This is a genomic window from Shimwellia pseudoproteus, assembly GCF_016415625.1.
In the GTDB taxonomy this organism is placed as follows: Bacteria; Pseudomonadota; Gammaproteobacteria; order Enterobacterales; family Enterobacteriaceae; genus Shimwellia; species Shimwellia pseudoproteus.
The window spans coordinates 28889-53959 of record NZ_WBXP01000002.1; the positions used below are offsets into that span (position 1 = coordinate 28889).

General features: G+C 59.0%; 24 protein-coding genes. 14 read left to right on the top strand and 10 right to left on the bottom strand.

The window, feature by feature from the left end; genetic code table 11:
• Positions 1-79: 79 nt before the first annotated feature.
• From F9C28_RS01345 to pspF, 8 genes are all read right to left on the bottom strand, one after another.
• Positions 80-1228 (bottom strand): carboxymuconolactone decarboxylase family protein, encoded by a 1149-nt coding sequence (locus F9C28_RS01345; protein ID WP_199013308.1) that lies wholly within the window; start codon positions 1226-1228, stop codon positions 80-82.
• Between the two features lie 203 nt (positions 1229-1431).
• Entirely contained in the window at positions 1432-2220 is a 789-nt protein-coding gene (fabI, locus tag F9C28_RS01350; RefSeq protein WP_199013309.1) for an enoyl-ACP reductase FabI, read from the bottom strand.
• A gap of 407 nt (positions 2221-2627) precedes the next feature.
• Positions 2628-3434, bottom strand: a complete 807-nt coding sequence (sapF, locus tag F9C28_RS01355) for a putrescine export ABC transporter ATP-binding protein SapF (RefSeq protein ID WP_199013310.1) — start codon at positions 3432-3434, stop codon at positions 2628-2630.
• 1 nt (position 3435) lies between these two features.
• Complete coding sequence (sapD, locus tag F9C28_RS01360) at positions 3436-4428, bottom strand: putrescine export ABC transporter ATP-binding protein SapD (RefSeq protein ID WP_199013311.1); 993 nt, start codon at positions 4426-4428, stop codon at positions 3436-3438.
• Positions 4428-5318, bottom strand: coding sequence for a putrescine export ABC transporter permease SapC (gene sapC, locus F9C28_RS01365; RefSeq protein WP_199013312.1), 891 nt, complete (start codon positions 5316-5318; stop codon positions 4428-4430). The genes sapD and sapC overlap by 1 nt, the downstream gene beginning before the upstream one ends.
• A complete protein-coding gene (gene sapB / locus F9C28_RS01370) occupies positions 5305-6270 on the bottom strand; it encodes a putrescine export ABC transporter permease SapB (protein WP_199013313.1) in 966 nt (321 codons plus the stop codon). Before sapB ends, sapC begins: the two co-directional genes overlap by 14 nt.
• Positions 6267-7904 carry an ABC transporter substrate-binding protein SapA gene (gene sapA / locus F9C28_RS01375; protein WP_199013314.1) on the bottom strand — a complete coding sequence of 546 codons (1638 nt, stop codon included), beginning with the start codon at positions 7902-7904 and terminating at the stop codon, positions 6267-6269. The genes sapB and sapA overlap by 4 nt, the downstream gene beginning before the upstream one ends.
• A 136-nt stretch (positions 7905-8040) precedes the next feature.
• A complete protein-coding gene (pspF, locus tag F9C28_RS01380) occupies positions 8041-9045 on the bottom strand; it encodes a phage shock protein operon transcriptional activator (RefSeq protein ID WP_199013315.1) in 1005 nt (334 codons plus the stop codon).
• A 180-nt stretch (positions 9046-9225) separates the two neighbouring features.
• Here pspF and pspA point away from each other — a divergent pair, with 180 nt between their 5' ends.
• The 7 genes from pspA to tyrR all read left to right on the top strand — a co-directional run bounded on the left by pspA (position 9226) and on the right by tyrR (position 15001).
• Positions 9226-9894, top strand: a complete 669-nt coding sequence (gene pspA / locus F9C28_RS01385) for a phage shock protein PspA (protein ID WP_199013316.1) — start codon at positions 9226-9228, stop codon at positions 9892-9894.
• Positions 9895-9944: 50 nt separating this feature from the next.
• Positions 9945-10172, top strand: a complete 228-nt coding sequence (gene pspB, locus F9C28_RS01390) for an envelope stress response membrane protein PspB (protein WP_199013317.1) — start codon at positions 9945-9947, stop codon at positions 10170-10172.
• On the top strand, positions 10172-10528 hold the full coding sequence (gene pspC, locus F9C28_RS01395; RefSeq protein WP_199013318.1) for an envelope stress response membrane protein PspC: 357 nt from the start codon (positions 10172-10174) through the stop codon (positions 10526-10528). The genes pspB and pspC overlap by 1 nt, the downstream gene beginning before the upstream one ends.
• Before the next feature lie 40 nt (positions 10529-10568).
• A complete protein-coding gene (gene pspD, locus F9C28_RS01400) occupies positions 10569-10790 on the top strand; it encodes a phage shock protein PspD (RefSeq protein ID WP_199013319.1) in 222 nt (73 codons plus the stop codon).
• Between the two features lie 69 nt (positions 10791-10859).
• The gene (locus tag F9C28_RS01405) at positions 10860-12257 is read left to right on the top strand and encodes a YcjX family GTP-binding protein (protein ID WP_199013320.1); all 1398 of its coding nucleotides are present in this window, start codon (positions 10860-10862) and stop codon (positions 12255-12257) included.
• Positions 12254-13315 carry a TIGR01620 family protein gene (locus tag F9C28_RS01410; protein ID WP_199013321.1) on the top strand — a complete coding sequence of 354 codons (1062 nt, stop codon included), beginning with the start codon at positions 12254-12256 and terminating at the stop codon, positions 13313-13315. The genes F9C28_RS01405 and F9C28_RS01410 overlap by 4 nt, the downstream gene beginning before the upstream one ends.
• Before the next feature lie 144 nt (positions 13316-13459).
• Entirely contained in the window at positions 13460-15001 is a 1542-nt protein-coding gene (gene tyrR / locus F9C28_RS01415; RefSeq protein WP_199013322.1) for a transcriptional regulator TyrR, read from the top strand.
• 62 nt (positions 15002-15063) lie between these two features.
• Here tyrR and tynA read toward each other — a convergent pair whose 3' ends face one another.
• Together tynA and paaZ are read right to left on the bottom strand one after the other, a co-directional pair.
• A complete protein-coding gene (tynA, locus tag F9C28_RS01420; protein ID WP_199013470.1) occupies positions 15064-17349 on the bottom strand; it encodes a primary-amine oxidase in 2286 nt (761 codons plus the stop codon).
• 206 nt (positions 17350-17555) lie between these two features.
• Positions 17556-19604 (bottom strand): phenylacetic acid degradation bifunctional protein PaaZ, encoded by a 2049-nt coding sequence (paaZ, locus tag F9C28_RS01425; protein WP_199013323.1) that lies wholly within the window; start codon positions 19602-19604, stop codon positions 17556-17558.
• A 290-nt stretch (positions 19605-19894) separates the two neighbouring features.
• Between paaZ and paaA the strand changes: the two genes are divergently transcribed.
• Genes paaA through paaG form a run of 7 tightly spaced genes read left to right on the top strand, consistent with a single transcriptional unit; the run spans position 19895 to position 25071 of the window.
• Positions 19895-20830 carry a 1,2-phenylacetyl-CoA epoxidase subunit PaaA gene (paaA, locus tag F9C28_RS01430; RefSeq protein WP_199013324.1) on the top strand — a complete coding sequence of 312 codons (936 nt, stop codon included), beginning with the start codon at positions 19895-19897 and terminating at the stop codon, positions 20828-20830.
• Positions 20831-20840: 10 nt separating this feature from the next.
• Positions 20841-21128: a 1,2-phenylacetyl-CoA epoxidase subunit PaaB gene (gene paaB, locus F9C28_RS01435; protein ID WP_199013325.1), complete on the top strand. Its 288-nt coding sequence runs from the start codon at positions 20841-20843 to the stop codon at positions 21126-21128.
• A gap of 8 nt (positions 21129-21136) precedes the next feature.
• Positions 21137-21895 carry a 1,2-phenylacetyl-CoA epoxidase subunit PaaC gene (gene paaC, locus F9C28_RS01440; protein WP_199013326.1) on the top strand — a complete coding sequence of 253 codons (759 nt, stop codon included), beginning with the start codon at positions 21137-21139 and terminating at the stop codon, positions 21893-21895.
• A gap of 18 nt (positions 21896-21913) precedes the next feature.
• On the top strand, positions 21914-22438 hold the full coding sequence (gene paaD / locus F9C28_RS01445; RefSeq protein WP_199013327.1) for a 1,2-phenylacetyl-CoA epoxidase subunit PaaD: 525 nt from the start codon (positions 21914-21916) through the stop codon (positions 22436-22438).
• A 7-nt stretch (positions 22439-22445) separates the two neighbouring features.
• Complete coding sequence (paaE, locus tag F9C28_RS01450; protein WP_199013328.1) at positions 22446-23504, top strand: 1,2-phenylacetyl-CoA epoxidase subunit PaaE; 1059 nt, start codon at positions 22446-22448, stop codon at positions 23502-23504.
• 8 nt (positions 23505-23512) lie between these two features.
• Positions 23513-24280, top strand: a complete 768-nt coding sequence (gene paaF, locus F9C28_RS01455) for a 2,3-dehydroadipyl-CoA hydratase PaaF (protein ID WP_199013329.1) — start codon at positions 23513-23515, stop codon at positions 24278-24280.
• 2 nt (positions 24281-24282) lie between these two features.
• Positions 24283-25071, top strand: a complete 789-nt coding sequence (gene paaG, locus F9C28_RS01460) for a 2-(1,2-epoxy-1,2-dihydrophenyl)acetyl-CoA isomerase PaaG (RefSeq protein ID WP_199013330.1) — start codon at positions 24283-24285, stop codon at positions 25069-25071.

Consider the following 25071-nt stretch of genomic DNA (forward strand, 5'->3'; position numbering starts at 1 on the left):
CAAAAGAGCGGCTGACAGTTTTACGCGATTCCGCACCACCCGGCAAGCGCTGTTTAGTATAAACCACCAGCGGCCCGGGCTAGAGTCGGCCATACAGGCTAATATTCAGGCGATTGACCCAGCCCTCGATCCCGAGGTGCGTCAGCAGAGCAAGGCTGTTATCTGCCGTTACCCCGTGTTCACGCAGCCCGGCAACATGGGCGGCACCAAAACGCGAGGGGGCACGAATCATCAACAGCAGTGGCTCAATAAGCCCGCGATATTCCGCCTGCCCGTGGCTCCAGGCGGTGATCGCCCGTTCACCGTTGCGTACTGAATCCACCAGGGTATTGTCCCGGGTCCACTGCTGGCTGGCGGCGGTAAAACAGGGAACGCTGCCGTTAACCCGGGCACTGAGCAGGCGCACCAGAATGGCGCTGCTGTGTGCGGGTACCGCTCGCTGTAACCGCGTCAGCAACCGCCAGCTATCAGGATCCCGCGCCAGCAGGGGGGCGAGGTGGTGCAGGGGGGTATCCGGGGTGGCGTCGGCCAGCAATTCACGGCTGGCAAAGGTTAATTGTTCCGGGGGCGGTGTTGTCAGGGAGAGCGCCAGGGCCGGGGCCGCGGTGCTGCTAAAGCTGTCTGGGGGCGCATCGGCCTGGATATCCATGCCGGGCAGCCAGCGTACCGGCAAGCCGTTAAAGGCGTGCAGCGCCGCAATCACCCGGGCCTGGAAGCCGATAAACCCAATCAGGTGTACAAACGTCACCACATCGTCTTCCGTGAGCCCCACCGCCAGTAGCTGCCGGGTGGCGGCGAGGTCAATACAGCCCGGGTTACCGGCCAACTGGCGGGCAAACTGGGTTATCTGGGTTAAGCGGTGGTTACTTTCCCGGGAAGAGTCTGGCCCCGGCTCCGGGGCCAGACGGGCGGAATAGTGGTTGCACAGGCGCTGGACGCCATAGACCTGGGCCACAGTCAGGGCGGTACTCAGCCTGTCATAACTGCTCAATGTCTGCCGGCGGTTAACGGCCACCCGCGGAGGGAGTAACTGCCCGGACAGTTGGCGGGCGGTGGCCAGCCAGGGATGATGAGCCGGGTGCAACGTGGTTGGCCACGGGCAGTCCAGTAAGAAGGCGTCTTCGACCTGTGCGGCCTCCGGGACCAGCGGATGCGCATCGGCCGGACTAGGGCGAGATTGCGTTTCGTGATACCAGTGGCTTTTGGCAGCAAGATGACGTTGTTCCATGGGCGTTCCTGGTCAGTAATACGCAGGGCGACGGGATAGCGCTGGGCGCACCGCAGACCTGCCTGGAGGCATTATCCTGGCGTAAGCGTGCTGTGAAGTGAAAGAATGGCGGGTGATAACAAATAGCGGAAAGCTATAACGGAGCGGGGTAGCGTTATCATTGACGAGAATCCAGGGCCGACAGGCGGCCCTGGGGGGGAAACTTATTTCAGTTCCAGTTCGTTCATTGCGGCGATGCTGAAGCCGCCATCAACGTGAACCACTTCACCGGAGATACCGGCAGAGAGGTTGGAGCACAGGAAGGCGGCAGAGTTACCGACATCTTCAATGGTCACGGTACGGCGAATCGGGGTAACCGCTTCGCAGTGGGCCAGCATTTTACGGAAATCTTTGATCCCGGAAGCCGCCAGGGTGCGGATCGGGCCGGCAGAAATGGCGTTAACACGCACACCTTCCGGGCCCATGGCGTTAGCCATATAGCGCACGTTAGCTTCCAGAGAGGCTTTCGCCAGACCCATCACGTTGTAGTTAGGGATAGCGCGCTCAGCACCCAGGTAGGACAGGGTCAGCAGCGCAGAGTCCGGGTTCAGCATGCTGCGGCAGGCTTTCGCCATCGCCACAAAGCTGTAAGAGCTGATATCGTGGGCTATCTTGAAGCCTTCACGGGTAACCGCGTTCACGTAATCACCGTCTAACTGGTCACCCGGTGCGAAACCGATGGAGTGAACGAAACCATCGAATTTTGGCCAGGATTTAGCCAGTTCAGTGAACAGCGCGTCGATGCTGGCGTCTTCGGCGACATCACACGGCAGAACGATTTTTGCACCCAGGGCAGCGGCGAACTCTTCTACACGGCCTTTCAGTTTTTCAGTCTGATAGGTTAAAGCCAGTTCAGCGCCTTCACGTTGCATCGCCTGCGCGATCCCGAAAGCGATGGAACGGTTGCTGGCAACCCCAGTAACCAGAATACGTTTACCGGTAAGAAAACCCATAATCTTGATCCTTATCGTTGGTTCTTACTGCGCCATTTATCGGGCCTGGCGCTACTACTGCGTAAGTGGTGTCATAAAACAGCCCGCGATTATATCCTACCGGGCCGGGCTGATGTCACGTTATTTTTCCACGTTCCGGGCCGCTGCTCAGCAGAATAAAACCCGGCATATGGCCGGGCCACCGTAAGCTATCATCATTAATATTATGGGTGTCATCCGCATGATTTCATTATTGTCGGACGCTTCCAGAGGAAGAAAAACAGAGAGGTACATCACCGCCGCAGGCGGGTGTACCCGCAGCGGCGCAGATGAAAGTAGCTTGTCCTTACATTATTGACAAGCGGCTAATCGGTGACCTGAACCACAAAATCACGTTAAGTTAATAAGATACACCGGCCAGCGGTGGGTTACCTATCCCGGCGCCAGGCATCGGCGGTCAGCGCCTCGCCAAAGTGGCTGGCAATCAGACGGCGGGTCAGGTCGTGGAGCGGGGAGGCCAGCACATCGGCGGTGCTGCCGCGTTCGACCACTTCCCCCTGATGCATCACCAGCACCTGGTCACTGATATGCTTCATCATGCCAATGTGCTGGGTCACGTAGATATAAGAGATCCCGCGCTGCTCCTGAAGCTCGAGCATCAGATTGATCAACTGGGAGCGCATCGACATATCCAGGGAGGCGAGGGCCTCATCCGCCACAATCACCTTGGGGCGCAAAATCAGCGCCCGGGCGAGTCCCAGACGCTGTTTCTGGCCCGGCGCCAGCATATGGGGATAGTAGCTGGCGTGGTCCGGCAACAGGCCAACCATGCGCAGGGTTTCAATAATCCGCTCCTGGCGGGCTTCCGGCGCTAAATCGGTATTCAGGCGCAGGGGGAAGTCCAGGATCTGCGAAATGCGCTGCCGGGGATTCAGGGAGGTGCTCGGGTCCTGAAAAATCATCCGGATTTGCTGGCTGCGAAAGGCGTAGTCCCCGTAGTGCAGGGGATTATCGTCGATCAATAGCTCACCGCTGGTGGGGGCGACAGTACCGGCCAGCATTTTGGCCAGGGTGGATTTCCCGGAGCCGTTCTCCCCGATAATGGCCAGGGTCTGGCGTTCACGCAGGGTGAAGCTGATATTTTTCACCGCGTCTACCGTCTGGCGATGGAACCAGCCAGTGCGGTAGCGGAAGGTTTTGCTCAGGTTGCGTACTTCAAGCAGGGTGTCGACCATCTTAGTCCCTCTCCATATTTAGCGGGAAATGGCAGGCAAAAAGATGATTTTTGGCGCCAGTCAAACGCGGGGTCTCGATGCATTTACGCTGGGCATATGGGCAGCGCGGGCCGAGGCGGCAGCCAATGGGCAACTGTTCGAGTAACGGTATCGCGCCTTGCAAAGTATTCAGGCGGCTTTTGTGGGGGATCGGGCTGCCAAAATCCGGGATCGCCCGGATCAGCGCCTGGGTATAAGGATGTTTCGGGGCGCTGATCAGCTCTTCACTCATGGCGCTTTCTACGGTCTGGCCGCAATACATCACATTAATACGATCCGCCCAGTGGGTCAGCATTTGCAGATCGTGGCTGATCAGCAAAATCGTGGTGTTGTTATTCTGGTTAAGCCGGGCCAGCAGGCGGAAAATCTGCGCCTGGGTGGTGGGTTCCATGGCATTCGTGGGTTCATCGGCAATCAGCAGGCGCGGCTGGTTCGCCAGCGCGATGGCGATCATCACCTTCTGGCATTCCCCTTCGGTTAACTGGTAGGGGAAACTGCGCATGGCATCTTTATGATCTTTGATACCCACCCGGTGCAACAGCTCAATCGCCCGGCGCTTGCGCCAGCCAACGCGCTGCCACCAGCGGCCTTTAAAGGTCCAGCCGGGGATATTTTGGGTGAGCTGCTTACCGATCCGCTCAGCGGGGTCGAGACAGGACTGGGGCTCCTGAAAGATCATCGACACGTTGTGGCCCATCAGGCGGCGGCGTTCCCGGTGGTTGAGGCGCAGCAGATCGATATCATCAAACCGCATCCGGTCGGCGGTGACCCGCCAGTTGTCTTTGCGCACCCCGCAAATCGCCTTGGCAATCAGGCTTTTCCCGGAGCCAGACTCACCCACCAGCCCGCGGATCTCCCCTTCGGTCAGCGTCATGCTGATCCGGTCCACGGCTTTAACCCAGCCGTCGCCGGTGCGAAATTCAATGGTGAGATTACGAATATCCAGTAACGCCATTACTGCACCCCTGCATCAATTGCTCTGCGGATCCCATCACCCAGTAGGTTAACCAGTAATACGCTGATCATAATGGCAGCACCGGGCAACATCACCGTCCAGGGGGCAACATAGATAAGCTCCAGCGCATCCCCGAGCATCGCGCCCCATTCCGGTGAAGGCAGCTGCGCGCCGAGGTCAAGAAAGCCCAGCGCCGCAATATCGAGGATCGCCATCGACAGCGCCCGGGTAATTTCCCCGCACAGGGTGGCGGCGGTATTGGGCAGCACCGCGAACCACAGAATATTGAGGGTGCTGGCGCCGTCCAGCCGGGCGGCAACGATATACTCTTTTTCCAGCTCGTCATGGACCATGGTGTAGACCGAACGCACCATGCGCGGTAGCAACGCCAGCCAGATAGCAAACATCGCGTGGCTGAGGTGCGGCCCGGCAAAGGCGACCACAATAATCGCCAGTAGCAGGGACGGGATCGACAGCAGGGTATCCAGAATATGGTTGAGCACCGCCGAGCGCAGCCCGTGGGTTGACCCGGCAAAAATCCCCAGCGCCAGACCACAAATCGTTGCCCCGAGGGTCACCACAAATGCGCCGCCAACGGTTGGCGCCGCGCCGCTCAGTAACCGGCTCAGTACGTCACGCCCCAGATCGTCAGTGCCGAGGAAGAAAGAGACCTCCCCGTAACGGGACCATGAAGGGGGCAGCAGCTGGTAACCCATAAACTGCTGGTCAATACCATAAGGGGAAAATACGCTGCCAAACAGGCACAGCAGCGCCAGCGCAGCGCAGCCATACAACCCGATCATCGCGCTGGTATCCCCGTAAAATTTGCGCCAGGTCGTCCTCAGCGTGCCGGGGGGGCGCTTTTCGCTGTAGACATTATCGTAGGGCATACCATTCCTTATTGCGTAGTGGGTTTGCCATGGCGCCGAAAATATCGGAAATCACGTTGACACAAATCACCAGCGAACCGATAACCATCACCCCGGCAGAAATCGCCGCGTAGTCCTGCTGGCGGATGGCGTTAATCAGCCAGCGGCCCAGGCCCGGCCAGCTAAACACCATTTCGGTGATCATCGCCAGGGTCAGCATGGTGGAGAACTGTAACCCCAGTTTGGGGATCACCGGCGGCAGGGCATTATGCAGCACATGGCGCTGTAAAATGGTGCGGCGGGAGACCCCGCGCGTGGCGGCGGCTTTGATGTAGTTTTGGTCAAACACCTCAATGGTGCTGATGCGCATCAGGCGGATAACTTCCGTGGTCGGCGCCACCGCCAGGGTCAGCACCGGCAACACCATATGGCGAATAGCGCTGTCGATCATCTCATGGCGCCAGGGAGAGTCCGAGAGCCAGGCATCGATCAGGGCAAACCCGGTCACGTTTTTTACCTCGTAAAGCAGATCAAAGCGCCCGGAAACCGGGAACCAGCCGAGCGTGAGCGAGAAAAACAGCGTCAGCAGCAGGGCCAGCCAGAAGACCGGAATCGAAAAGCCCAGCAGCGACAGGGCGCTGATCAGATTGTCCTGCCACTTGCCCTGGGTGATCCCCGCCAGCATCCCCAGCGGGATGCCGACAATCAGCGCCAGGGTAAATGCCAGCAGGCACAGCTCCATGGTGGCCGGAAACACTTCCCGCAACTGGGCGCTGATCGGCTGGCCATTAATACTGGAGACCCCGAAGTCCCAGTGCAGTACGCCTTCAAACCAGAATGCCCAGGCATTCCACAGGCTGGCCCCCTGGAGCGGGGCCCGGGGGGTAAAGTAACAGAGGCTAAACCCGACCAGGGTCAGGAACAGCAGGGTGACCACCAGCAATAACAGGCGGCGCAGGGTAAAAATAATCATGGTTTTTTCGCCTCATCCATTACCCGTTCAACCCCCGCAAAAGAGGCGTTGCCGAAGGGGCTGAGCACCAGGCCTTTGATGTCGTAACGATAGGCCAGTAAGCGCAGGGAGGACGCCAGCGGCAACACCGGTAGCTCCCGGGACAGAATGTTTTGCGCCTGGTCGTAGGCCTCCATCCGCGAGGCCAGCTGTTGCGAGGTGAGCGCCTTTTGCAGCACGTTATCAAATTCAGTATTGCACCAGTGGGCGTAGTTGGTCTGGGAATTGATTGCCGCGCAGCTCAGCAGTGGCCGGAAGAAGCTATCCGGGTCATTACTGTCTGTGGCCCAGCCGGTCAGGGTCAGATCGTGGTTCATCTCCATCAGTCTGGCCTCCTGGAAGCGGCCTTCCACCGGCACAATCACTACCCGCACCCCCACCTGGGCCAGATCCGCCTGCAGCAGCTCGGCGGTCTTCAGCGGGCTGGGGTTCCACGCCTGTGACGTGGTCGGCACCCAGAGGTGCAGGGTGAGATTTTTGATCCCCAAAGCCTGCAACTGCGCCCGGGATTTCTGCGGATTATACTCCGTCACCTGGGAGGCATTGTCATAGGCCCAGGAGGCGCGGGGCAGGATCGACGCCGCGGTTTCGGCGGTACCGTAATAGATAGATTGCATCAGGCGCTGGTTATTAATAGACAGCGCCAGGGCATGGCGCACCGCCGGATTATCAAGGGGTGGCTTATTGGTATTAAACGCCAGATAGGCGATGTTCATCCCCGGGCGCAGCGACAGGCGCAGGCGCGGGTCATCGCGCAAAATGGTTAGCTGGCTGGCGGCGGGCCAGGCCAGCACGTCACACTCACCGGTCAGCAATTTGGACAACCGGCCAGTACCGCCAGAGCCTAAATCCACCACCACCTGGGGCATCAGCGGCACACCGCGCCAGAAGTGCGGGTGGCGCGCCAGGCGGATGTACTGCCCGCCCCGGAAGTCACTCAACTGGAACGGCCCGGTCCCGACTGGCTGGCGATCAATCTGCTCCTGGTGCCCGGTTTTCTCCAGTTGCCCGGCATATTCTGCCGACAATACCGACGCATAATGGGTTGCCAGGTGCCACAGGAATGAGGCGTCCGGGCGGCTGAGGCGAAACTCGACAGTGTAACGATCCAGTTTACGTACGCTTTTTACGGTATCGCTAAATTGTAAGCTGTCAAAATAGGGGAAGTTGTCGCCGTTAACATCGTGCCAGGGATCATTGCGGTCAATGATGCGGTTAAAGCTGAATACCACGTCATCGGCATCCAGTGTCCGGCCAGGAGTAAACCACGGCGTGGTCTGGAAGGCCACGTCTTTGCGCAGGTAAAAACGGTAAGTGGCGCCGTTATCCAGCACCTCCCAGCGTTCCGCCAGCTCAGGCACCAGACGATAGGTGTACGGGTCCACATCCAGCAGACGATCATAGAGCTGTGCCGCCAGGGTATCGACCACCAAACCGCCACTGGCTTTCTGGGGGTTAAAGGTGTTTATCTGTCCATTGACACAATAGACAAACCCGCTTTGCCGGATATCCGCCTTTTGGGCCGGGGGCGAATCTGCGGCAGCAGCGGCGAAACTGCTGGCAAGCAATAACAGAAAAGGGAGCATTACGCGCATAAGTTTTTGACTTTTCTTAACCAATACACAGAGTGTATCGCACTCTGCCTGTGACCCCAAAATTCACTGTGGAATTGCTGGCTTTATCGGCGATTGCTGGTGAATTTATCGGCAAATGCCGCTGGCGCCGGGATTATTACGCCTCAGTATCATCGTCCTGGACCCGGATATGGTGTTTTTTTAGCATGGCGCGCAACTGATGATAGGTGATGCCCAGCAGTTCCGCGGCCCGGCGCTGGTGATATTTCGCGCTGATCAGGCTGGCTTCCACCAGCTGTTTTTCCTGATCGTTTTGCCAGCGGCGTAAATCCAGCGGCAGCGCAGGCAATGGCGTAGCGGTGGCCGGGGCCACGGACGGCGGTTTGCCGGCGGGGTTAAACGGGTCAAGGATAATCTGGTCGACCTCGCTCTCCCAGTTCCCGTGGCGGTAGACCGAACGCTCCACCACATTTTTCAGCTCGCGGATATTGCCGGGCCAGGGGTACTGGCGCAGGGTGTGCAGTGCCTCCGGGGTAAAACCCGGGAACAGCGGCATTTCCATCTCGCGGCTCATCTGAATGGCGAACTGCTCCGCCAGTAAAATAATATCGCCGGGACGTTCGCGCAGGGGAGGGAGCCGCACCACATCAAACGCCAGCCTGTCCAGCAGGTCTGCGCGGAACTTCTCCGCCGCGGCCAGGGCGGGCAGATCCGCATTGGTGGCGCACACCAGGCGCACGTTAACCTGGAGCGGCTGATTGCCGCCCACCCGCTCCAGCTCGCCATATTCAATCACCCGCAGCAGTTTCTCCTGGACCATCATGCTGGCGGTGGCCAGCTCATCAAGGAACAGGGTGCCGCCGTCGGCCCGCTCAAAGCGCCCCGGATGGCGTTTTTGCGCCCCGGTAAAGGCACCGGCTTCGTGACCAAACAGCTCTGAATCCAGCAGGTTCTCATTGAGGGCGGCGCAGTTTAGTGAGATAAACGGCCCCTGCCAGCGCCGGGATAAATAGTGCAGTCGGTTGGCTATCAGCTCTTTACCGGTCCCCCGTTCACCAATCACCAGCACCGGCTTATCCAGCGCCGCCAGCTGTGACACCTGTTCCAGAACTTCCAGGAAGGCGTTATCTTCGCCCATAAGATTATCTTTGAATTCTGACATGGTTAATTTCACTATGTGGTGGTGAATGTGACTACTTTACCGGTAAATGCTGGCCGGGTAAAATATTGTTATTGTTTTAAAATCAAATAGATAAAAAGTTGGCACGATTGTTGTATTAAAAAATCACCCGGTCCTGACGCAGGACGCACATCACCAACTTATTTATTGAGGATTATTGTTATGGGTATTTTTTCTCGTTTTGCCGACATCGTGAATGCCAACATCAACTCGCTGCTGGAAAAAGCCGAAGATCCGCAGAAGCTGGTACGGCTGATGATTCAGGAAATGGAAGATACACTGGTAGAAGTACGTTCTACCTCGGCGCGCGCGCTGGCAGAGAAGAAACAGTTAACCCGGCGCATTGATCAGGCTGCGCTTCAGCAGGCCGAATGGCAAGAGAAAGCCGAACTGGCCCTGCGTAAAGAGAAAGAGGATCTGGCTCGCTCGGCGCTGATTGAAAAGCAGAAAATGACTGATCTTATCGCGTCACTGGAAACGGAAGTCGCCAATGTGGATGAAACCCTGGAGCGGATGAAAAAAGAGATTGGCGAGCTGGAAAGCAAACTGATCGAAACCCGCGCCCGCCAGCAGGCCCTGGCACTGCGCCAGCAGGCTGCGGCCTCTTCACGGGATGTTCGTCGCCAGCTGGATAGCGGTAAACTGGATCAGGCGATGGCGCGTTTTGAATCTTTTGAACGCCGCATTGACCAGATGGAAGCCGAAGCCGAAAGCCATAGCTTTGGCAAACCGAAAAATCTGGAGCAGCAGTTCGCTGAACTGAAAGCCGATGACGAAATCAGTGCTCAACTGGCCGCGCTGAAAGCCAAAATGGATAGTGACGGCGAATAACAGGTTTGCGGCGCCAGGTTGCGCCGCAGTTTTAATGCAAAGGAGTACACATGAGCGCGCTTTTACTGGCTGTTCCGTTAACCATTTTTGTGCTGTTCGTTGCCCCCATCTGGCTGTGGCTGCATTACAGCAACCGGGCGGAACGGGGATCTCAACTTTCTCAGAATGAACGGGCACGGCTGGCGCAGTTAAGCGAAGAAGCACAAAAAATGCGCGAGCGCATTAATGCACTGGAACAAATTCTGGATGCCGGGCATCCGGGCTGGAGGAATCAATAATGGCGAACATTCTCGGCGATCGTAAAGTGTGGCGTATGCCCCAGCGCGGCATGGTGAAAGGGGTCTGTGCCGGTATCGCCCAGTACCTGGATGTGCCGGTGAAACTGGTGCGGCTGATTGTTATCTTATCCATGGTGTTTGGGCTGTTTTTCTTTACCATCGCCGCCTACATCATCCTGACGTTTGCGCTGGATCCGATGCCGGACGAGCTGGTAGACGGCGCATCTGAAGATTGCCACGGACGGATGAAAACCGTCGATGCTGTGCTGGCAGAGAGTGAACAAAAACTGCGCGCCATGGAGCGCTACGTCACGTCTGATGCTTTTACCGTGCGCAGCCGCTTTCGGCAGCTGTAAGCCTGGCTGTATTTATCCCGACTGAAAATAAGGGAACATTATGTCTGCAACAATACCGCCGCGTACCGGGCACAAACTCCAGAGCGGCATGAAACTGGCCGGGAAACTGGTGTTACTGACCGCGTTACGCTACGGCCCGGCCGGTGTGGCGGGATGGGCGGTAAAATCAGTGGCCCGTCGCCCGTTAAAATGGGCATTGACCGTGGCCCTGGAGCCTTTGCTGAGCCGGCTGGCGCAGCGTATCGCCCGGCGGTTTCGCTAAACGCGGGTGACCCGCAGGGGCGGTGAATTCCCCCTGTTCGGGCAAGAATAACAATGACACAGGAGTGTTATGAAGCGAATAAAGCATGAATTGCAGAGCCTGGTAAACCGTGGGGTGGACCGGCATCTGCGTTTGGCGGTCACCGGCCTGAGCCGCAGCGGCAAAACCGCGTTTATCACCGCGCTGGTTAATCAGCTGTTAAACGTACACAGCGGTGCCCGTTTACCGCTGCTGACGGCGGCCCGGGAGGAACGCCTGCTGGGGGTGAAACGCGTCCCGCAGCGGGATTTGGGGATCCCGCGCTTTACCTATGATGAAGGCATCGCCCAGTTATTCGGTACCCCGCCTGCCTGGCCAACCCCCACCCGGGGGGTGAGCGAAATGCGCCTCGCGCTGCGTTATCGCTCATCAGACTCGCTGCTGCGACATTTTAAAGATACCTCCACCCTGTACCTGGAAATCGTTGATTACCCGGGGGAATGGCTGCTGGACCTGCCGATGCTGGCCCAGGATTATATCAGCTGGTCCCGGCAGATGACCGGGCTATTACAGGGCCAGCGGGGGGAATGGTCCGCCACATGGCGCGAGCTGAGCGCCGGGCTGGACCCGTTTGCCCCGGCGGACGAAAACCGCCTGGCGGCCATTGCTCAGGCCTGGGCCGATTATTTGCACACCTGCAAGCAGCAGGGCATGCACTTTATTCAGCCGGGCCGTTTTGTGCTGCCGGGGGAACTGGCGGGGGCCCCGGTGCTGCAATTCTTCCCCTGGCCGGACGTTGACGCCACCGGCGAGTCAAAACTCGCCCGGGCAGATAAACACAGCAACATCGGGATGCTGCGCGATAGGTTTAGCTGGTATTGCGAGCATGTAGTGAAAGGATTTTACCGGGACCATTTCTTACGCTTCGACCGGCAAATTGTGCTGGTTGACTGCTTACAGCCCCTTAACAGCGGCCCACAAGCCTTTAACGATATGCGCCTGGCGCTGACGCAGCTGATGCAAAGTTTTCATTACGGCCAGCGCACGCTCTTTCGCCGGTTATTCTCCCCGGTGATTGATAAGCTGCTGTTTGCCGCCACCAAAGCCGATCACATTACCCTCGATCAACATGCCAATATGGTTTCACTGCTTCAGCAACTGGTCCAGGACGCCTGGCAGAATGCCGCCTTTGAAGGTATCACCATGGACTGTATGGGGCTGGCGTCGATTCAGGCCACCGAGAGTGGCCTGGTGGATGTGAACGGTGAAAAAATCCCCGCCCTGCGCGGTAACCGGCTGAGTGACGGGGAGCCGATGACTTTTTATCCCGGTGAGGTCCCCGGCCGGTTGCCGGCCAGCAGTTTCTGGGATGCCCAGGGGTTTCAGTTTGAGGCCTTCCGCCCCCGGGTGATGGATGTGGATAGGCCATTGCCCCACATCCGTATGGATGCCGCGATGGAATTTTTATTTGGAGATAAATTACGATGAGCGAACCGATAAAACCCCGTATCGACTTCGCCCAGCCGCTGGACGTCGATACCGCGCCGGCTTACCAGCCCGCCCGGGATCTGAGCCGCGACGATACCCTTTTTGAACCGGCCCCCCAGGCCGGGCTCAGTGAACGGGACGACGACAGCGCCGAGGTGGTCATTGAACGGGCCCTGCGACCAAAACGCAGCCTGTGGCGGCGCATGGTTGGTGCCGGGCTGGCGGTGTTCGGGGTGAGCGTGGTTGGTCAGGGAATACAGTGGGCCCATCACGCCTGGGTAACCCAGGACTGGGTCGCCATGGGGGGCTGTGCCGCCGGTGCGCTGATTATTGGTGCCGGGGTTGGCTCTGTGGCCACCGAGTGGCGGCGGTTATGGCGCCTGCGCCAGCGGGCCGAAGAGCGCGATCGCGGCCGCGAATTGCTGAGCAGCCACACCATTGGCCAGGGCAGGGTGTGGTGTGAAAAGCTGGCGGCCCAGGCCGGTCTTGATCAGGGCCACCCGGCGCTGCAGCGCTGGCATGCGGCGATTCATGAGACTCAAAACGACCGTGAAGTGGTCGAGCTATACGCCCGGCTGGTCCAGCCAGTGCTGGACAACCAGGCCCGCCGGGAGATTGGCCGCTCTGCCGCTGAATCCACCCTGATGATAGCCGTCAGCCCGCTGGCGCTAGTGGACATGGCGTTTATTGCCTGGCGCAACCTGCGACTGATTAACCGCATTGCCACCCTGTATGGCATTGAACTGGGCTACTACAGCCGCATCCGGCTATTCCGCCTGGTATTGCTCAATATCGCTTTTGCCGGCGCCAGCGAGCTGGTGCGCGAGGTGGGAATGGACTGGATGTCCCAGGACGTGGCGGCGAAAATATCTGCCCGGGCGGCTCAGGGCATTGGTGCAGGCTTGCTGACCGCGCGCCTGGGGATCAAAGCCATGGAGTTGTGCCGTCCGCTTCCCTGGCTGGACGATGACAAGCCGCGGCTGGGGGATTTTCGCACCCAGTTGCTGAGCCAGTTAAAAGAGACGCTGCAAAAAGGCAAAGGGGTGGCGAACCGTTAACCTCAGGGGGGAAATATGTCAACAAACTGACTATTTCCCCAGCAAACTGTCAATGATTGTTGACAGATCACTTCTGAAGCGCCGGGAAGTGGGGTATCATTCCCCCTCCGAAATGTTGCTTTTCTGTAAGTGAAGGTCACCGCCATGCGTCTGGAAGTCATCTGTGAGGACCGCCTTGGTCTGACCCGCGAATTACTCGATCTCCTGGTGTTGCGGGGGATCGATCTGCGCGGGATTGAAATTGATCCTGTTGGGCGAATTTATCTTAATTTTGCCTCCCTCGATTTTGGTATTTTCAGTAATCTGATGGCTGAGATCCGCCGCATTCCCGGCGTTGCGGATGTCCGCACCGTGCTCTGGATGCCTTCCGAACGTGAACACCGGGCGTTAAGTGCGCTGCTGCAGGCGCTGCCGGAACCGGTGTTTTCTATTGATATGAAAGGCCGGGTAGAGCTGGCGAACCAGGCGAGCTGCGCCTTGTTTGGTATGGACAGTGACAAGCTGCGCCACCACAGCGCCGCCGGGCTGATCGGCAGCTTCAATTTCAGCCGCTGGCTGGAGAGCGCCCACGAACTGCCCCACAGCGAACACGTGGTGATTAACAGCCACAATTTCCTGATGGAGATAACGCCGGTTCACCTGACCGATGAAGACAGCAGCAACGTGCTGGCCGGGGCAGTAGTGATGTTGCGTTCCACCGCCCGTATGGGCCAGCAGCTACAGGACCTGAGCGAGCGCGATCTCGGCGCCTTTGATCAGGTGGTGGCGGTAAGCCCGCGAATGCACCAGTTAGTGGAGCAGGCCCGTAAGCTGGCGCTGCTCAATGTTCCTTTGCTGATCACCGGTGAAACCGGGACCGGTAAAGATCTGCTGGCCCACGCCTGCCATCTGGCCAGCACCCGCTCCCGTAAGCCTTACCTGGCCCTGAACTGCGCGTCGATCCCGGAGAACGACGTGGAAAGTGAGCTGTTCGGCCACGCCCGGGAAGGGAAAAAGGGCTTTTTTGAACAGGCAAACGGTGGCTCGGTACTGCTGGATGAAATTGGCGAAATGTCCCCGGGGATGCAGACTAAACTGCTGCGCTTCCTCAATGACGGCACCTTCCGCCGGGTGGGGGAAGATCATGAGGTACACGTCGATGTGCGGGTGATCTGCGCGACCCAGAAGAACCTGATAGAGCTGGTGCAAAAAGGGCAGTTCCGGGAGGATCTGTACTACCGCCTCAATGTCCTGACACTCAATTTACCGCCGCTGCGGGAGCGTACTCAGGACATTATCCCGCTCACCGAGCTGTTTGTGGCCCGCTTTGCCGATGAACAAGGGGTGCCTTGCCCGAAACTGTCCCCGGAGCTGGGGAGTGTGCTGGGTCGCTATAGCTGGCCGGGGAACGTCCGCCAGCTGAAAAATACCCTGTACCGGGCGCTGACCCAACTGGAAGGGTATGAACTGCGGCCCCAGGATATTCTGCTGCCGGATTTTGATACCGCCACGTTGCCGGTCAGTGAAGATGCGATGGAAGGCTCCCTGGATGATATTACCCGGCGTTTTGAAAGCTCGGTGCTCACCCAGTTGTACCGCTCATATCCCAGTACCCGTAAGCTGGCAAAACGGCTGGGCGTCTCCCATACCGCCATTGCTAACAAACTGCGTGAGTATGGCCTGAGCCAGAAGAAAAGCGACAGTTAACCGGCCAATAAATAACATGCCCCCGCCATCCGGCGGGGGCTTTTTTTATGGCGGCGGGCGGGTTATTTCTGCGCTGCGGGTTTCCCGGCCTGGTTGAGGGTCGGGGTTTCGTTAAAGAAGTTCCACGGTTTTAGCAGGGCGTGTACCCACTCGGTCGGCATAATCGGCCACTCTTCGGCCCGGGCCACATGGGTGGTCCCGGTGGTTATCCATACCACGTTGTCACTGTTTTCCAGGGACTGGTTATCGCTGCTGAATGCCCCCAGCCCGGTATCGTGCGCCGAACGGTTAGGGTACTTGCCTTCCGGGTAACGCTCATCCGGGTTATAGCGGGTCACCCACAGTTGTTTATCCATAAAACTCAGGCGGTGATAAATCCACTCGTCCTTGCCAAAGTTGGCCCCTTTGGCCACCGGATGGGTTCCGCCGGCATAAGGGATAATTTGGTAAGAAACCGGGTTACCCATGCGGTTTTCTTTATTGGGGTTACTCAGCAGCCGGATGGTGCCCGGGTCAAACTTACTGGCCGCCTCTTGCTCGGTGTTAATATCATACTGGTTGATCTGCATGGTGCTGGTGCGCGGGCCGCCAGCGGTGTTGGGTTTGACGACCGGGTCCATGGCCACCAGGCTGTTATTCTCCCCGTCGACGTCTAAATCGAGGCGGAAGTTATAAATATGCTGGTGGGTGGTGCCGACAATATTATGGTCGATTAGCGTACCGTAACGGGTGTCGTCTTTGGCGCTGGGATCGTGCATGGTTTTGGCATTGACGCCTTTCACCGCTTCGATACCGGTGGCCCCGGCATCAATACCGATGGCGCCGTTATCGTGGAAGATCCAGTCAAAGATATAGTCATAGTTGCCTACCGTGCTTATCCAGCGCACCACCAGTTCACGGCGTTCGGTGCTGACATTCGGCTGGCCCATTTCCTGGTGTTTAAATTCCGGCCCGGCATAGCGCTCAAAAATAGCAATTGCCCGGGGAATAGTGGTGGGCTTACCGGTGTAGTCGGCAATGGTTTCATCCAGCAGCACCGCATTCTGCGGCGCGTCGGTCCCCCGGGCGATAGGTGAGGTCAGGGTCCCCATCCCGTAGTCGCCGGAGTCCAGATAGGCTTTGAAGTACCAGCCAACATCCGGGTCACCGTAAGGCACAATCATACCGCCGAGGGAGCCTTCATACATGATTTTGCGTTTGGTGCCATTGTCGTTCCAGGTCACGGTAGAGAGAATCGGCCCGACCCGGGAGTCCAGCCGCAGGTGAAAGTCCCAGTTTCCCCAGTGGATCATGTCACCGGTAATAGTGTAGTTTTTCCCTTCCGGCTCAATAATTTGCAGCGGTTTGATCGCCGGGGCCGTGCGGTCACGGCCATCATAAGGGCGCGGCGCCATCGGCACCGGTACCACGGCACCTTCTTCTATCTTGATGATTTTCTTCTGTTCCAGGTCGACCACCGCCACCAGGTTCTCAATCGGGTGCGCCCAGTAGTTGCCGTCACCGGTATCCAGATAGCTGACCACTTTCAGCAGGCGCTGATCCTGGCTCAGGCCGTCTTTTCCGTCAAAATAGCCGACTGTCAGCGGGGTGGTTATCACTTTTTTGGTATCGGTTATCCCGTGTTTTTTCAGGGCCGCCGCGAACTCGGCGCTGTTATTGATAATCTCCTGTACGCTGGCGAAGTCATCGATCAGCACCATCCCCTGGGCGTCTTTCCGGGGTGTCCAGGAGAGCACTTTCTTGTTTTGCAGGTCGACAACACTTTCCACCACGTGGATGCCGTCCAGCATTGTCACGCGGGCCTGGCGCGGGGCGCTCACCGGCTGGCCGCCAATAACAAAATTCCATACTTGATCTTTTGGCGGCTCGCGCAGGGAGATCTCGGTAAAACGCATGGCGGGTTTAAAATCCGGCGCCGATTTCACGGTTGCTACCGCCTCGGCAATTTCCTGAGCGGTAAGGGCGTTGAGCGGATGCGGTTTCTTCTCCACCTGGAAGGTCTGGTCAAGGCCAGACTGGAAGACCTCATTAATAAACCCATCGCCAATCCAGGCCTGGTTATGTTTCATCACCACCGGCACCTGCAGCTTCAGCGGCTTACCATTCACCATGGCGGTGGTGGCATTCGGTTTGACCTTCACATAAGCGCCATCTTTGCTGATGGTGTACATCCCGGCGTAACTGTCCCACTGAACGTCAGCGCCAAAATCCGCCAGGGTTTTGGCCATCGGTACCATATGGGCCTCGCCGCCGTGGGCCTGTGCCCCGGGCTGCCAGGCGGTGGATATCAGCGCCATGGCCAGGGCCAGTGCGGTTTTACGGGGGGAAAATAAACGCGTCATTGCCATCATTAACCTCTGCCGGAAACATTGTTGTTATGGGTGTTCAGCTATGGTTTCACCATAGCAACCGGGAACAGGGAACGGTTTGTCTGGCTCTGCCAGGTCGTTTGTCCACTGTGCCATCCGGATAAAACCGCGATCTGGCGCGGTCACTGGCCACAAAAAAACCGGGGCAGGCCCCGGTTTGCTGCTGTGCCGCTAAGCGTTCCCGATCAGTGAGCCGGGAAATCACCGTGCTGGCGGGCCACCAGGGTGAGGATCGAGTAGAGCGCCACCGTTTGCTGGTGCTGGTTAATGATGCCCACATCCCACTCCACCACGCCGACCGGGCGGTCCTCAGGACTTTTTTGTACCTTGGCGGTTTTACGTTTGCAGGTCAGGCGGACCTGGATGGTATCGCCAATCTTCACCGGTTCAATAAAGCGCAGGTTTTCCATACCGTAGTTGGCAATCACCGGGCCGACCCCGGCATCCACAAACAGCCCGGCGGCGGCAGAGACCACAAAATAGCCGTGGGCAACGCGCTCGCCGAACAGCGAATCGGCAGCGCCGATCACGTCGGTATGGGCATAGAAGTGGTCACCGCTCAGGGCGGCGAAGTTGACAATGTCCGCTTCGGTAATGGTTCTGCGCCGGGTGAGCAGGCTATCCCCGGTGTTGAGGGTTTCAAAATATTTGCGGAACGGGTGGACAACATCCTCGTTAACCCGGGCGCCGCGTACCCATTGCTGGCTGATGGCGGCCAGCATCGACGGGCTGCCCTGAATCGCGGTGCGCTGCATATAGTGCTTGATGGCGCGCAGGCCGCCCAGTTCCTCGCCACCCCCGGCCCGGCCTGGCCCGCCGTGCACCAGTAACGGCAGCGGTGAACCGTGGCCGGTGGATTCTGCGCCAGAGGCCTGGTTAAGAATCTGCACCCGGCCGTGGGCCCGGGCGGCCCCGACAATAAAGTGCCGGGCGGTTGCTTCACTGGCGGTGACCAGAGTGGCCACCAGGCTACCTTCCCCGGCTCTTGCCAGCGCCATGGCGTGATCGTGATCGCGATAAGGCATCAGGGTGGCCACCGGGCCAAACGCCTCCAGGGCATGTACCGCCGGGGTTTCGTCCGGCTGCGGGCACCAGAGCAGGGTCACCGGGAAGAAGGCGCCGGGCTGGTTGCTATCCGCCTTGCCCCCCAGCAGCACCTGGCAACCGGCATCCACCAGCGCGTTGACTTTCTGCTGCACATCGTCCCGCTGCTCCGTGCTGATCAGCGCCCCCATTTTGATCCCTTCCTGGGCCGGATCGCCCACTGCGACACTGCGCAGTCTGGCGATCAGCGCCTGTTCTACGTCGGTGACCCGGGCCGCCGGGACCATGATCCGGCGGATTGCGGTACATTTTTGGCCCGCTTTAGCGGTTATCTCCCGGGCCACTTCGCGAATAAACAGCGCGAACTCCGGCTGGTCGGTGGTCACATCCTCCGCCAGCACGCAGCAGTTTAACGAGTCCGCCTCCATGGTGAAGGGCACCGAGCGTTTCACCAGGTTAGGGTGGCATTTGAGTTTCTGGCCGGTAGCGGCGGACCCGGTAAAGGTCACCACATCTTGCTCATCAAGGTTATCCAGTAGATCCCCGGCGCCGCCGCAAATCAGGCTGATTGCGCCATCCGGCAGCAGGCCGCTGTCGACCATGGATTTAACCATTGCCTGGGTGAGCTGGGCACTGGCGGTGCCCGGTTTGACAATGGCGGCCATCCCCGCAAGCCAGGTGGGGGCCAGTTTTTCCAGCATTCCCCAGCACGGGAAATTGAACGCATTAATATGCACCGCCACGCCGGATTTAGCGGTCAGCACGTGGCGGGCGGCAAACTCCCCCTGTTTTGACAGCGGGATCAGTTCATCTTCTGGCCACAGGACATCATCCGGTAATTCGCGATTACCCAGCCCGGCGTAGGCGAACAGGGTGCCGATACCCCCTTCGATATCGACCCAGCTGTCTGCCCGGGTGGCACCGGTTTCGGCAGAAATCGCATAGAAGCTCTCTTTTTGCGCCAGCAGGTGTTTTGCCAGCGCTTTCAGCATGGCGGCGCGCTGGACAAATGTCATGGCACTCAGGGCGGTACTGCCGTGCTGCACCGCGTAGCGACGGGCTGCCGCCATATCCAGACCCTGGCTGGTGACCGCCCACAGCGGGGCGCCGCTGATGGCGTGCCGAATGAGCCGGCCTTCACCCTGGCCGGTCTGCCAGGTGCCTTGTAACAAACTGGGCAATATCTGCATTGTTTTCTTCTCCGCTAACCACTTCGCTGTAATGATTAATTGTTTAATTTTTGAATCACAAAATGCAAGATTAAATTTAATCATTTATTAACAATGTGATGCGGATAACTCGCCTTAATGTCATTAACTCATTGATTTAATACAACTCATAAGAATTTATCGTGATTTCCCTCACAAACGTTCAGGGGTGCCTTTGCTGTATTGGTTAACATTGATGTAACTTTTAATTCATAAAGTGATTCACTTTTATTTTAATTTTTCGCAAAACTGGAATCATAAAAGGTGATGTCGTGAGTGATGAACAGCAACGCCGCTTTGACCAGCGTATAGCCAGTGATACGGCTATTGAGCCCCAGGACTGGATGCCGGATGCCTATCGCAAGACCCTGATCCGTCAGATTGGCCAGCATGCCCACTCTGAAGTGGTTGGTATGTTGCCGGAAGGGAACTGGCTGACCCGCGCCCCGAGCCTGCGCCGTAAAGCCATTCTGCTGGCGAAAGTACAGGATGAAGCCGGCCACGGCCTCTACCTCTACAGTGCGGCAGAGACCCTGGGCTGCGCCCGGGAAGATCTCTACCAGAAGATGCTCGATAACCAGATGAAGTACTCCTCAATCTTCAACTATCCCACCCTGACCTGGGCCGATGTGCCGGTGATTGGCTGGCTGGTGGATGGCGCGGCCATTGTTAACCAGGTGGCCCTGTGCCGGACCTCCTACGGCCCTTACGCCCGGGCGATGGTGAAAATTTGCAAAGAAGAGAGTTTCCACCAGCGTCAGGGATATGAAGCCTGCACCGTGCTGGCTAACGGCAGCGAGGCCCAGCGCCAGATGTTGCAGGACGCCATCAACCGCTTCTGGTGGCCGGCGCTGATGATGTTTGGCCCCAGTGATGACCAGTCGCCGAACAGCGCCCGCAGCCTGGCGTGGAAAATCAAACTGCACTCTAACGATGAGCTGCGCCAGCGCTTTGTGGATAACACCGTACCGCAGGTTGAACTGCTGGGCATGACAGTACCGGACCCGGCGCTCCAGTTTGACGAGGCCACCGGTCATTACCGCTTCGGCGAGATCGACTGGCAGGAGTTCAACCAGGTGATCGCCGGGCAGGGGATCTGTAATGAAGAGCGTCTGGCGGCGAAGCGTCAGGCATGGGAAGCCGGTGCCTGGGTGCGGGAAGCCGCCCTGGCATGGTCGGCAAAACAAGCAGCGCCAGACGCGGCGTGAGGAGAACACCATGAGCAAAATTTACTGGCCGTTATATGAAGTGTTTGTGCGTAACAAACAGGGCTTATCCCACCGCCATGTGGGCAGCCTGCATGCCGCCGATGAACAAATGGCGCTGGAAAATGCCCGGGATGTCTACACCCGCCGCAGCGAAGGCTGCTCTATCTGGGTGGTGAAGGCCAGCGAGATAACCGCCTCCCAGCCGGAAGATCGCGGTGAATTTTTCGACCCGGCAGACACCAAAATCTACCGCCATCCGACCTTTTACACCCTGCCCGACGGCATTGAGCACATGTGAGGTTTCCCGTGACTGCATTAACCCCACTGGCGTTTTATACCCGCCACCTTGGCGATAACAGCCTGGTCCTGTCCCAGCGCCTGTGTGCCTGGTGCGGCTTTGCCCCGGAGCTGGAGATAGATCTGGCGCTGGCGAATATTGGCCTCGATTTACTCGGCCAGGCGCGCAATCTGCTGGCCTATTCCGCCAGCCTGACCGACAGCGCCCTGGATGAAGACGCCCTGGCCTATGGCCGTGATGAGCGGCAATTCACCAACTTACTGCTGGTGGAGCAGCCGAATGGCGACTTCAGTGACACCCTGATGCGCCAGTACCTGATGGATGCCTGGCACCTGCCGCTGTATCAAGGGCTGGTAGCGAGCAGCGACCCCGGTTTAGCCGCCATTGCCGCCAAAGCGGTGAAAGAGGTGCGCTACCACCTGCGGTTTAGCCGCGGCTGGCTGGTGCGTCTGGGGAACGGCACGGCGCTGTCGAACCAGAAAATGCAGCAGGCGCTGGACAGGTTATGGCGCTTTAGCGGTGAGATGTTTAGTAGCGCCCCCGAAGAGCAGGCGCTGGTGGACCAGGGCGTTATCCCGGCCACCCAACATATTGAGGCCCAGTGGCAGCAGGAAGTGCGCCAGGGCATCGCCGATGCCGGCCTGGTCCTGCCGGACAGCGCCCCGTATCGCACCGGCGGTAAGCAAGGGCTGCACACCGAACACCTTGGCCCGTTACTGGCAGAAATGCAGTACCTGCAGCGCGTTTACCCCGGTCAACAGTGGTAATGGCGGAGATCAGACAGTATGCACGCGACACCTGATAGCAACAGTGAGGCGCAACCGGTCACCCTGGTTGCCCCGGCAATCCGCCAGATTTGGCAAAGCCTGGCCACCATCAGTGATCCGGAGATCCCGGTCCTGACCATCACCGATCTTGGCATGGTGCGCAGTGTGCGCCAGCAGGACGACGGCTGGCACATTGGTTTCACGCCCACCTATTCAGGTTGTCCTGCCACTGAGTTTCTGATTGCGGCCATCCGGCAGACCCTGTCAGAGCAGGGGTTTGCCCCGGTACAGGTGGATATCCAGCTGCACCCGGCCTGGACCACGGACTGGATGACTGCCGATGCCCGGACCCGCCTGCGGGAGTACGGCATTAGCCCCCCTCAGGGGCACAGCTGTCACGCCATGCTCCCGGAGCAGGTCTGCTGCCCGCGCTGCGGTAGCCCGCACACTGGGCTTATCAGTGAATTTGGCTCCACGGCCTGTAAGGCGCTGTATCGCTGTAACAGCTGCCGTGAGCCTTTCGACTATTTCAAGTGTATTTGAGGTTGCCATGACAACGTTTCACACCCTGAAAGTGGCAAAAATTGAGCCGGAAACCCGGGACGCGGTAGCGATTACCTTTGCGGTACCCGCCGATTTAGCATCTGAATACCAGTTTGTACCGGGCCAGCACCTGACGCTGCGCGCCCGGGTTGGCGGTGAAGAGTTACGCCGCTGCTACTCCATTTGCCGTCCGTCTGCCCCTGGCGAAATCGCCGTGGCGGTCAAAGCCATTGAAGGCGGGCGTTTTTCCCGCTACGCGGTGGCGGATCTGCAACCGGGCATGGCGCTGGATGTCATGGTGCCCCAGGGGCAGTTTGGCTACCAGCCCCGCCCGGAAAACCACGGTCATTACCTGGCGGTGGCGGTGGGCTCCGGCATCACCCCGATGCTGGCGATTATCGCCACCACCCTGGCAACCGAAAGCGAGAGCTTCTTCACCCTGATCTACGGCAACCGCACCAGCGACAGCATGATGTTCCGCCAGGGGCTGGCGGATCTGAAAGACCGCTATGGTCAGCGCCTGCAACTGGTCTATCTGTTTAGCCAGCAGGCCCAGGACAGCGAGCTGCTCAGCGGCCGCCCTGATGGCGAGAAGCTGCGGGATCTGGGGCGCCAGTTGCTGGACTTCCCGGGGTTTGACCGCACCTTTATTTGTGGCCCACACACCATGATGGAAGAGGCCCGGGACACCCTCACCGGGCTGGGGGTGCCGGCTGAGCGCATCTTTATGGAGCATTTTGCCACTGCCGGTACCCCGGTACGCCAGCGCACCAGTACCCAGGCGGTAGGGCGCACGGTCACCCTGCGCCAGGATGGCCGTGACCGGCTGATCACCCTCAGCGCCGAAGACGACAGCATTCTCGATGCCGCATTGCGCCAGGGGAGTGAGCTGCCTTACGCCTGTAAAGGCGGGGTGTGCGCCACCTGTAAATGCCGGGTGCTGAAAGGCGAGGTAGAAATGGGGCTGAACTACAGCCTGGAGCCGGAGCAGATCGCCGCCGGATACGTGCTGAGCTGCCAGGCTCTGCCGAAAGGCGATGGCGTGGTACTGGATTTTGATGTCTAGGGGCAACGATGAGCGCATTGATTACTGAACAACAGGGCCGGGTCCTGACCCTGACATTACACCGTCCGGAGGCCCGCAACGCGCTGGATAACCGGCTGCTGACGGCGCTGGCGGATGCGCTGGACGCCGCCGCCGGGGACCCGGGTATCGGGGCGGTGATCATCACCGGCCAGCCGCGCTTTTTTGCCGCCGGTGCCGATTTACGGGAAATGGCCAGCCGCGGGCTGGCAGAAACACTCAATGATCCGCGCCCGGCCATCTGGCAGCGGATCGACAGTTTCCCTAAACCGCTGATTGCTGCGGTTAATGGCTATGCCCTGGGGGCGGGCTGTGAGCTGGTCCTGCTGTGCGATCTGGTGATCGCCGGTGATAACGCCAGCTTTGGTTTGCCGGAAATCACCCTCGGGCTGATGCCGGGGGCCGGGGGCACCCAGCGCTTGATCCGTACTGTGGGTAAAGCGCTGGCGTACCGGATGGTGCTGAGCGGTGACGCTATCTCTGCCCAGCGGGCCTTACAGGCCGGATTGGTGGCTGAGGTGCACCCCGCGGGGCTGACGCTGGAATACGCCCGTACCCTGGCGGCCCGGATTGCGGGCCATGCGCCGCTGGCGCTGCAGGCGGCGAAACAGGCCCTGCGCTACAGCCAGGAGAGCGGCGTTACCCAGGGGTTAAAACAGGAACGCACGCTGTTTACGCTGCTGGCCGCCACTGATGATCGCCGGGAAGGCATTGCTGCTTTCCTGGAAAAACGCCCGCCGACTTTTACAGGACGCTAAGTATGGAAAACCTGATTCTTTGTGATGTCCAGCAGGGGGTGATGACCCTGACGTTAAACCGTCCTGAGCGTCTCAATAGCTTTAACGATGCCATGCATCAGCAGCTGGCCCACTGCCTGACCCAGGCCGAGCGCGATGACAGCATCCGCTGTTTGCTTATCACCGGCGCCGGGCGCGGCTTCTGTGCCGGGCAGGATCTTAATGATCGTCATGTTGATCCCACCGGCGATGCCCCGGACCTCGGCTACTCGGTGGAGACGTTCTACAACCCGCTGGTGCGCCGCCTGGCGCGCTTACCAAAACCGGTAATTGCCGCCGTGAATGGCGTGGCGGCCGGTGCCGGGGCCACCCTGGCGCTGGGGTGCGATATCGTGATCGCCGCCCGCTCCGCCAGTTTTGTCATGGCGTTCAGTAAGCTGGGCCTGATACCGGACTGCGGCGGCACCTGGTTGCTGCCCCGGGTTGCCGGGCGGGCCCGGGCGCTGGGGCTGGCCCTGACCGGCGGCAAAATCAGCGCCGCCCAGGCCGCGGAGTGGGGGATGATTTGGCAACTGGCGGAGGATGCCAATCTCCAGGACACCAGTATCGCCCTGGCCCGGCAGTTTGCGACCCAGCCGACCTATGGCCTTGGCTTGATTAAACAGGCGCTGCTGGCGGCGGAGCATAACACCCTTGATCAGCAGCTCGATCTGGAGCGTGACTACCAGCGCCTGGCCGGGCGCAGCGCTGATTACCGGGAAGGGGTGGCCGCCTTCCTCGCCAAACGTCAACCGCAGTTCCAGGGGAAATAA

Bases quoted from the DNA above. Each gene is read 5' to 3' on its own strand.
- F9C28_RS01345 (WP_199013308.1), bottom strand. From the start codon at position 1,228: ATGGAACAACGTCATCTTGCTGCCAAAAGCCACTGGTATCACGAAACG.
- fabI (WP_199013309.1), bottom strand. From the start codon at position 2,220: ATGGGTTTTCTTACCGGTAAACGTATTCTGGTTACTGGGGTTGCCAGC.
- sapF (WP_199013310.1), bottom strand. From the start codon at position 3,434: ATGGTCGACACCCTGCTTGAAGTACGCAACCTGAGCAAAACCTTCCGC.
- sapD (WP_199013311.1), bottom strand. From the start codon at position 4,428: ATGGCGTTACTGGATATTCGTAATCTCACCATTGAATTTCGCACCGGC.
- sapC (WP_199013312.1), bottom strand. From the start codon at position 5,318: ATGCCCTACGATAATGTCTACAGCGAAAAGCGCCCCCCCGGCACGCTG.
- sapB (WP_199013313.1), bottom strand. From the start codon at position 6,270: ATGATTATTTTTACCCTGCGCCGCCTGTTATTGCTGGTGGTCACCCTG.
- sapA (WP_199013314.1), bottom strand. From the start codon at position 7,904: ATGCGCGTAATGCTCCCTTTTCTGTTATTGCTTGCCAGCAGTTTCGCC.
- pspF (WP_199013315.1), bottom strand. From the start codon at position 9,045: ATGTCAGAATTCAAAGATAATCTTATGGGCGAAGATAACGCCTTCCTG.
- pspA (WP_199013316.1), top strand. From the start codon at position 9,226: ATGGGTATTTTTTCTCGTTTTGCCGACATCGTGAATGCCAACATCAAC.
- pspB (WP_199013317.1), top strand. From the start codon at position 9,945: ATGAGCGCGCTTTTACTGGCTGTTCCGTTAACCATTTTTGTGCTGTTC.
- pspC (WP_199013318.1), top strand. From the start codon at position 10,172: ATGGCGAACATTCTCGGCGATCGTAAAGTGTGGCGTATGCCCCAGCGC.
- pspD (WP_199013319.1), top strand. From the start codon at position 10,569: ATGTCTGCAACAATACCGCCGCGTACCGGGCACAAACTCCAGAGCGGC.
- F9C28_RS01405 (WP_199013320.1), top strand. From the start codon at position 10,860: ATGAAGCGAATAAAGCATGAATTGCAGAGCCTGGTAAACCGTGGGGTG.
- F9C28_RS01410 (WP_199013321.1), top strand. From the start codon at position 12,254: ATGAGCGAACCGATAAAACCCCGTATCGACTTCGCCCAGCCGCTGGAC.
- tyrR (WP_199013322.1), top strand. From the start codon at position 13,460: ATGCGTCTGGAAGTCATCTGTGAGGACCGCCTTGGTCTGACCCGCGAA.
- tynA (WP_199013470.1), bottom strand. From the start codon at position 17,349: ATGGCAATGACGCGTTTATTTTCCCCCCGTAAAACCGCACTGGCCCTG.
- paaZ (WP_199013323.1), bottom strand. From the start codon at position 19,604: ATGCAGATATTGCCCAGTTTGTTACAAGGCACCTGGCAGACCGGCCAG.
- paaB (WP_199013325.1), top strand. From the start codon at position 20,841: ATGAGCAAAATTTACTGGCCGTTATATGAAGTGTTTGTGCGTAACAAA.
- paaD (WP_199013327.1), top strand. From the start codon at position 21,914: ATGCACGCGACACCTGATAGCAACAGTGAGGCGCAACCGGTCACCCTG.
- paaE (WP_199013328.1), top strand. From the start codon at position 22,446: ATGACAACGTTTCACACCCTGAAAGTGGCAAAAATTGAGCCGGAAACC.
- paaF (WP_199013329.1), top strand. From the start codon at position 23,513: ATGAGCGCATTGATTACTGAACAACAGGGCCGGGTCCTGACCCTGACA.
- paaG (WP_199013330.1), top strand. From the start codon at position 24,283: ATGGAAAACCTGATTCTTTGTGATGTCCAGCAGGGGGTGATGACCCTG.